We start from the raw sequence: 6,644 nt of genomic DNA, 5'->3' as shown, positions 1-6,644 counted from the left end.
TTGCATCACCATCCCTCCAGGTGTCACGCAAGGAAATCGGCGCGGCGAACATGGCGAAAAATGAATCCGTTTCCAAAAAGGTGGGCTGCTTGATTTCCCTTGTTTATTCCGCTAAAGTGAAAGAAGGCAATGATTCTTGAAGGGGAGGCGGAAATCGATGACCCACATTCGCTTTGACTATTCCAAAGCGCTCGCCTTTTTTGGCGAACATGAGCTTACATACTTGCGCGATGCCGTGAAAGTCGCGCATCATTCGCTTCATGAAAAAACCGGTGTTGGAAGCGACTTTTTAGGCTGGCTTGACTGGCCGGTCGACTATGACAAAGAAGAATTCGCACGCATCAAGGAGGCGGCGAAAAAAATCCAATCGGACTCTGATGTTCTTGTCGTCATCGGCATCGGCGGCTCGTACCTTGGCGCGCGGGCGGCGATCGAGATGCTGCACCATTCGTTTTACAACGCCTTGCCAAAAGAAAAGCGGAAAACGCCGCAAATCATTTTTGTCGGCAACAACATCAGCTCGACGTATATGAAAGACGTCATCGATTTCTTGGAAGGGAAAGACTTCTCGATCAACGTCATTTCCAAATCGGGGACGACGACCGAGCCGGCGATCGCCTTCCGCATTTTCCGCAAGCTGCTTGAGGAGAAATACGGCAAAGAGGAAGCGCGCCGCCGCATTTACGCGACGACGGACAGCAAGCGCGGCGCGCTTCGGACGCTCGCCAATGAGGAAGGGTACGAGACGTTTGTCATTCCGGATGACATCGGCGGCCGCTACTCGGTGCTGACGGCGGTCGGGTTGCTGCCGATTGCCGCAAGCGGCGCGGACATTAACGCCATGATGGAAGGAGCGGCCAAAGCGCGTGACGATTTCAGCTCCTCGGAGCTTGAGGAAAACGCCGCTTACCAATACGCCGCCATCCGCAACATTTTGTACAACAAAGGGAAAACGATCGAGCTGCTCGTCAACTACGAACCAGCGCTGCACTATTTCGCCGAATGGTGGAAGCAGCTGTTCGGCGAAAGCGAAGGGAAGGATCAAAAAGGCATTTACCCGGCTTCCGCTGATTTCTCGACCGATTTGCATTCGCTCGGCCAATACATTCAAGAAGGGCGCCGCGATTTGTTTGAAACAGTGTTGAAGCTGGAAGAACCGCGTCATGAGCTGATCATTGAAGCCGAAGAAAACGACCTCGACGGGCTGAACTATTTGGCGGGAAAAACGGTTGATTTCGTCAACACAAAAGCGTTCGAAGGGACGCTGCTCGCCCATACGGACGGCGGCGTGCCGAACTTGGTCATCACGTTGCCGAAGCTCGATGAATATACGTTCGGCTACCTTGTCTACTTCTTTGAAAAAGCATGCGCCATGAGCGGCTACTTGCTCGGGGTGAATCCATTTGACCAACCGGGAGTGGAAGCATACAAAAAGAATATGTTCGCCCTCCTCGGCAAACCAGGCTATGAGCAGTTGAAGGAAGAACTGGAGAAACGGTTGAAATAACAACGTGTTCCATCGCCAAGCCGCTGTTTTCTCGGGGGAGATGACTCGCGGCTCGACCCGAGTCGCGCCCAAAATGGCGGACGGAACGACGGAAAAAGCGCCTCTTCCCTTTTGCGGGGGAAGAGGTGTTTTGTTATACATGAACCGGGTCGTTCGGCCGCACAACGCCCGGGCGAGGGTTTATTGCTCCCTGCCGTTTTTCGCCAAGCGTCTGAAGCTGCCGCGGACAAATAATCCCCGCCGAACGGGAAACGATAAAAGAAAGGAGGGATTGTGCATGATTGAAATGCCATCGCGTTTGGAAGGAAAACAATTTCAACTGTACCATTTGGAAGAGCAATTAAAACCAATGGGATATACAATCGGCGGCGGGTGGGACTACGATCACGGCTATTTCGACTACAAAATCGCCGATGACGCGGGCTATCAGTTTTTGCGCGTGCCGTTTCGGGCGGTCGACGGGCAGCTTGATTCGCACGGAACGACGGTGGAGCTTGGGCGGCCGTTTTTGCTTGCGCATAAATACCAACGGGGCATCGATGATTTCGCCGATGTCGGCAACATCAGCGCCTCATTCAATCAGTTTGCCGAGCCGCAAGACCCGGATGCGACCGTACCCGAGCGATACATTTCCGTCGGAAAGGCGCTTGTCCAAGAACTGGAGCGCCGCCTGCTCGATTAAGGGGCAAGCGCGAACAGGCGGTCGCTTTGTTGAATCGGGCGGTCCGGTGCAACGGAAATCGCTCCGTGATCTCCATGGATGACGCCAAGCAGCGTCACGTTTTGCTTGAGCAGCTGCTGTTGAACGGCGGCGAATGGCTGGCCGATTTGCTGTTCGTCTGGCTCGAGAAGGCAGAGCGTCTGTCCGTCCAGGCGGTAAAGCGCCGTCTCCCACACGCTGGCGGCGCCCGGCGAGCGAAGGCTGGCGGCCATGGCGAAACTCGCCAGCAAGTTTGTCTGAATCACCTCATCCGCCCCGGCGCGGAAGGCGTTCTGGACGTTTCGGCCCGTTAGGATTTCCACGATGGCGTACACCGACGGGTTGAGGCTTTTGGCGGCAAGCAGCGTGACAATCGTATCTTTATCGGCTTCCGCTTCCGCTTTATGCGGATCGGCGGTGATGAGCAAAAAACGCGCTTCTTGAATATTGGCCTTCTCCAGCACCGCATCGTCGCTTGCCGTTCCTTTAATGAAATGAACCGGCGCGTTCAGAAGCGGGTGGGACGGAACAGTGGCGTCGATGAGAACGAAGCGCATGGAGGCGTCGTGCCGCGCGAGGCGGAGCAGCACCTCGCGCGCCCGCTCGTTCCAGCCGACGATCACCGCATGGCCGCGCTCTGTATACCGGAGCTGTCCGCTTGTAAAGGCGGTTTCCCGGGCGGCGGCCGCGGCGGAGACGGAAGCGAAATAAGCGGTGAGGATGCCGGTGCCAAGGATGATAAGCCCAATGGCCGCGAGTTTTCCGGAGACCGTTTTCGGGACGATGTCGCCGTAGCCGATTGTCGCCGACGTCACGATCGCCCACCACACGCCGTCGAACACCGTGCGGAACGTCTCTGGTTCAATGAAGCGCATCAGCGCGCCAAACAGCACGATCAACGCGCTTGCCGAGACAAACAGACGAAGCACGGGCGGCCAGCGCCAATACGATAACAGCACGTTCCTTGTTCTCATCGTCCACCCCTCTTTTGCTTTTGTCTTTTTTAGTGTGAGCCGTTTTTGCATAAACATTCCTGTTTTTTCCCATACTAGGAAACGGAACATCACAGAAAGGGGACAGTGGTCATGGATATGAACCGTGTCAAACAAATCGTTTCTTCCCCTGCCGATATCCCGGTGTATTACAACGGCGTGTCGGTATGGATTGACGGGTATGATGAAGAAAAACAGACGGCGACCGTCCATTTGCGCGATGGCCGGCTTCATGAGCGCCGGGATGTGCCGGTTTCGGAATTGACGGAAGAGCGGGAGTGAAAAGGGGAGGCCGGCTGACAGTGCGGGAGCCTTCTTGCGTTGCTTGGTTCGAGTAAAGGCGTTTTCCGGCATGAAGCGTCCGGGCGGCCCGCAAGAAAACGGTTGTTGTTCGCCGTCTGTTTCGTGAACAAGACGGCTTTTCAGACGACAATCAGAGGGAGTCGGTGCAAGGACGTAGACATCGGATGAAACGTTGATGGAGCGAAAGACGGGGAAATCCGCCGCTTGCCGAACGACATGTCGGGCAAGCGGCTTCGTTTTGTCAGACAGCGGATTGGCGGCGCGTCCGGGCAACGCGCACCGTCAACAGCAAGGCGCAGGCGAAAAAGAGAATATCATCGATTCCGTAGACGAGATGATACCCTCCAGCGGCAAACAGCGCGCTGCCGATCATTGGTCCGAACGCCATGCCCATATAGCGGAAAAAGTTGTACACGCCGATCGCTGTCGAGCGGTTCGCTTGAAAAACGTTCGTCAGTACGGTCGTCTGCACTGGGAGCGAAAGGCCTAAAAACAAGCCGAACAAGGCGATGGCCAAAACAAGCAGCGAAAGCGATCGTTGGGCCGCGATCAAGAAAAAGAAAATGGACAGCACGGTCAAGTACGATGCCGCCAAGCAGCACCGTCCTCCGTCCTTTCCGGTCGGTGAGCGGGCCATAGACGATTTGCATCATCGCCAGGAAGAAAGTGAAAATGGAAATCGTCAAGTTGATCAAAAACGAAGAAGTCGCAAACGCCTCCCGCACTTCTGGTAAAATAGGAGTGTAAATCGTTTGCGTAAACGGGCCGAGAAACGCGGCGAGCGACACAAGATAGACGACAAGCTGGCGTTTCATCTCTTTCCCCTTTCTTTGTTTGTACATATGTATCATTATACTCTCGCTTTTTTCACTGATGGAAATAAAATGACTGTTTGCAAAAGGGGAGATGGAAAGATGGAATCATGTTTGATCCGCGATGCGGCCGCGGCGGATTTGCCGCACATCGTCCGCATTTATAATGAAACGATCCCAAGCCGGATGGTGACCGCGGACTTGGAGCCGGTGTCGGTCGAAAGCCGGCGGGCGTGGTTTGAGGCCCATGACCCGCACAATCGTCCGCTTTGGGTCGTCGAGGACGACGGCGCGGTTTGCGCCTGGCTCAGCTTTCAGTCGTTTTACGGCCGCCCGGCGTACCGCCATACGGCGGAGGTAAGCATTTATATCGCCGAAACGCACCGCGGCCGGGGGCTTGGGACGAAGCTGCTCGAGCGGGCGGTCGAACGGGCGCCCGAACTTGGGATCAAGACGCTGCTCGGCTTTATTTTTGCGCATAATGAACCAAGTTTGCGGCTTTTCTCCCGCTTCGGATTTGAACGATGGGGATATTTTCCGCGCGTGGCGGAATTGGACGGCGTGGAACGCGATTTGGTCATTGTCGGCAAACGGCTTGTATAGAATGGGGGGAGGCGGGGAAGTCATAAGTAATGAGGATGAACGGAAAGAGGGAAGGATATGAACGTCATGCCGATTCGGCTGTTTACGATCCAAGATGGGGAAGGATTTGTCGCTGACGCGTTTCAATGCCCGGTGACCGGCAATTTGATTTACAAATCGTCTGGCACGCCGTCCGTTGTCGCATATGCAGACTTGACCGACGAACAAATCATGCGCCTTGAGAAATACGGATTTCGGCGGCTCGGCGAGTCGCCGGCGCGGATGGAAAGCGGCCCGGACGGCATTGAAGAGCTGCTGCCGAGGCAATGAGGGAGAAAGAAAACGAGGTGAAAACGTTGAAGAAAAGGCCTGCCCGCTGGGGACAGGCTTTTTCTTTTCCCCAGAAGGCCGGCGAAACCCAACGGATTCGCTCGATCCGTTCGTGAGAAAGCTCAAGGGATGAAACTGCGGCGCTGCAAGGTTTTTTCAATTTGAAAAACATTGTTGCAAAGCCTGATATTCGTTCCATCACCGGCCGTTGATCATGTCAACCGGCGGATGAGCCAATAGAGCGCGGCGGCCGCCGCTAGGCCAAGCAGCGTATAAAGAACCGGACGGCCGGATCGTTCGAGCGGCGTTTTGTTCTCCAAAGCCGGCGGGTGAACGGTCTTGGCCGTCTTTTCCCCGGTCTGCGGCCGCGTTTCCGTCCCTGCCCCCTCCCTCTCTCCAGCGGCGTGCTTGCCGTACATGCCCGCTCCGGTTCGTTTCGCCTCCTCGTACGCCTTGCGGACGCGCGCTTCGTATTTGTAATCGCCATAGTCATAAAAGTCTTCGACAAGTCCGGCTTTGGCGAGGTCTTCTTGCAGCAGGCGCTTGCCGACCCACACCCAGGCGAGCAGCCGCTGGTATTTGTCAAACAGCGCGTCTCCGTCGGTCTCAAGCAAAATGTTCCCTTGATGCAAGCGGGAACATGTAAACCGGCTTGCTTCTTTCCCATACGGTTCGACTTGGATCGTGCTCTCCGGCGTATCAATGAACAAAAACCTCGTCGTGTATACATGGCCGTTGACGCGGAATTTCGCCGTATCGCCGTCGATGCACTCGACCAATTCAGCCGGGTAGGTGCGGCCAAGGCGCAACGTAGAACGATCTTCTTTCTTCCCCAGTGTATGGCCGTCCAGGTCGATTCGCTCTGGGGTGAGATGCCGCTTGCATCGTTCATTGCCGTTGTATGTTTGAATAAGCTGGACAAGCTCTTGTTTCGTTTTCGCCTGCTTCGCCAGCGCAGTCGGCTCATGGAGCAAATACACGCAGTCGCTGCCGCGGAAGTGCCCGCCCAACTCATCAAGCTCGCCAGGGTGGGCAAAAGCGGAAATCGGGAACATCAACAGGAAACAAAACAAGAATATGACCATTCGTTTCAAAAACGATCCCTCCACTCGAAAAACATTTCTTCCTCTTGAACAAAAACCGGATGTCCGCAATGGATGGGTTTCAGCACACGATCGCACATGTTATGCCGGTTTTTTCCGTTTTTCAGCGAAAAATCAAGCCAATATGGCCGTTATCGCGCTGTTAGGCGGTTTGCGTTCGTTCACGATAAAGTTTATCAAAAAAGTGGAACGATGAGGAAACATCTCGTCTGAGGGGGAGAGGATGACATGTCCAACTTGCTTTTCGATGATCAACCGTTGGTCATTTTGCCGCAACTCGCTTTGGCGATCGGGTTGAACGAAAGCATCGTTGTT

General features: G+C 54.9%; 8 protein-coding genes and 2 pseudogenes. 6 read left to right on the top strand and 4 right to left on the bottom strand.

Going from position 1 to position 6,644, the window contains the following annotated elements:
- Positions 1–157 precede the first annotated feature (157 nt).
- Both VU18_RS12750 and VU18_RS12745 read left to right on the top strand, forming a co-directional pair.
- Positions 158–1,507, top strand: a complete 1,350-nt coding sequence (locus tag VU18_RS12750) for a glucose-6-phosphate isomerase (protein ID WP_011232395.1) — start codon at positions 158–160, stop codon at positions 1,505–1,507.
- 277 nt (positions 1,508–1,784) lie between these two features.
- Entirely contained in the window at positions 1,785–2,189 is a 405-nt protein-coding gene (locus VU18_RS12745; protein WP_013144366.1) for a YugN-like family protein, read from the top strand.
- Here VU18_RS12745 and VU18_RS12740 read toward each other — a convergent pair.
- On the bottom strand, positions 2,186–3,181 hold the full coding sequence (locus tag VU18_RS12740) for a TrkA family potassium uptake protein (protein ID WP_047758271.1): 996 nt from the start codon (positions 3,179–3,181) through the stop codon (positions 2,186–2,188). The genes VU18_RS12745 and VU18_RS12740 overlap by 4 nt on opposite strands.
- 111 nt (positions 3,182–3,292) lie before the next feature.
- Here VU18_RS12740 and VU18_RS12735 point away from each other — a divergent pair, with 111 nt between their 5' ends.
- Entirely contained in the window at positions 3,293–3,481 is a 189-nt protein-coding gene (locus VU18_RS12735) for an H-type small acid-soluble spore protein (RefSeq protein WP_013144368.1), read from the top strand.
- Positions 3,482–3,743: 262 nt separating this feature from the next.
- On the opposite strand, the gene VU18_RS17990 is transcribed toward VU18_RS12735, so the two are convergent.
- Together VU18_RS17990 and VU18_RS21135 are read right to left on the bottom strand one after the other, a co-directional pair.
- Positions 3,744–4,139 (bottom strand): MFS transporter, encoded by a 396-nt coding sequence (locus tag VU18_RS17990; protein WP_020278475.1) that lies wholly within the window; start codon positions 4,137–4,139, stop codon positions 3,744–3,746.
- 7 nt (positions 4,140–4,146) lie between these two features.
- Positions 4,147–4,317: pseudogene (locus VU18_RS21135) on the bottom strand (MFS transporter); the annotation flags it as partial.
- Between the two features lie 99 nt (positions 4,318–4,416).
- Between VU18_RS21135 and VU18_RS12725 the strand changes: the two are divergent.
- On the top strand, positions 4,417–4,917 hold the full coding sequence (locus VU18_RS12725) for a GNAT family N-acetyltransferase (protein ID WP_015375705.1): 501 nt from the start codon (positions 4,417–4,419) through the stop codon (positions 4,915–4,917).
- A 57-nt stretch (positions 4,918–4,974) separates the two neighbouring features.
- Positions 4,975–5,226 (top strand): hypothetical protein, encoded by a 252-nt coding sequence (locus VU18_RS12720; protein WP_011232390.1) that lies wholly within the window; start codon positions 4,975–4,977, stop codon positions 5,224–5,226.
- A gap of 212 nt (positions 5,227–5,438) precedes the next feature.
- On the opposite strand, the gene VU18_RS12715 is transcribed toward VU18_RS12720, so the two are convergent.
- Positions 5,439–6,320 (bottom strand): thermonuclease family protein, encoded by an 882-nt coding sequence (locus tag VU18_RS12715; RefSeq protein WP_013524499.1) that lies wholly within the window; start codon positions 6,318–6,320, stop codon positions 5,439–5,441.
- 237 nt (positions 6,321–6,557) lie between these two features.
- On the opposite strand from VU18_RS12715, the pseudogene VU18_RS20420 reads away from it, so the two are divergent.
- Positions 6,558–6,644 (top strand): annotated as a pseudogene (locus VU18_RS20420) (replication protein); the annotation flags it as partial.

Source organism: Geobacillus sp. ZGt-1, from assembly GCF_001026865.1.
Taxonomy (GTDB): domain Bacteria; phylum Bacillota; class Bacilli; order Bacillales; family Anoxybacillaceae; genus Geobacillus; species Geobacillus thermoleovorans.
This window is presented reverse-complemented; position numbering and strand designations above follow the sequence as displayed.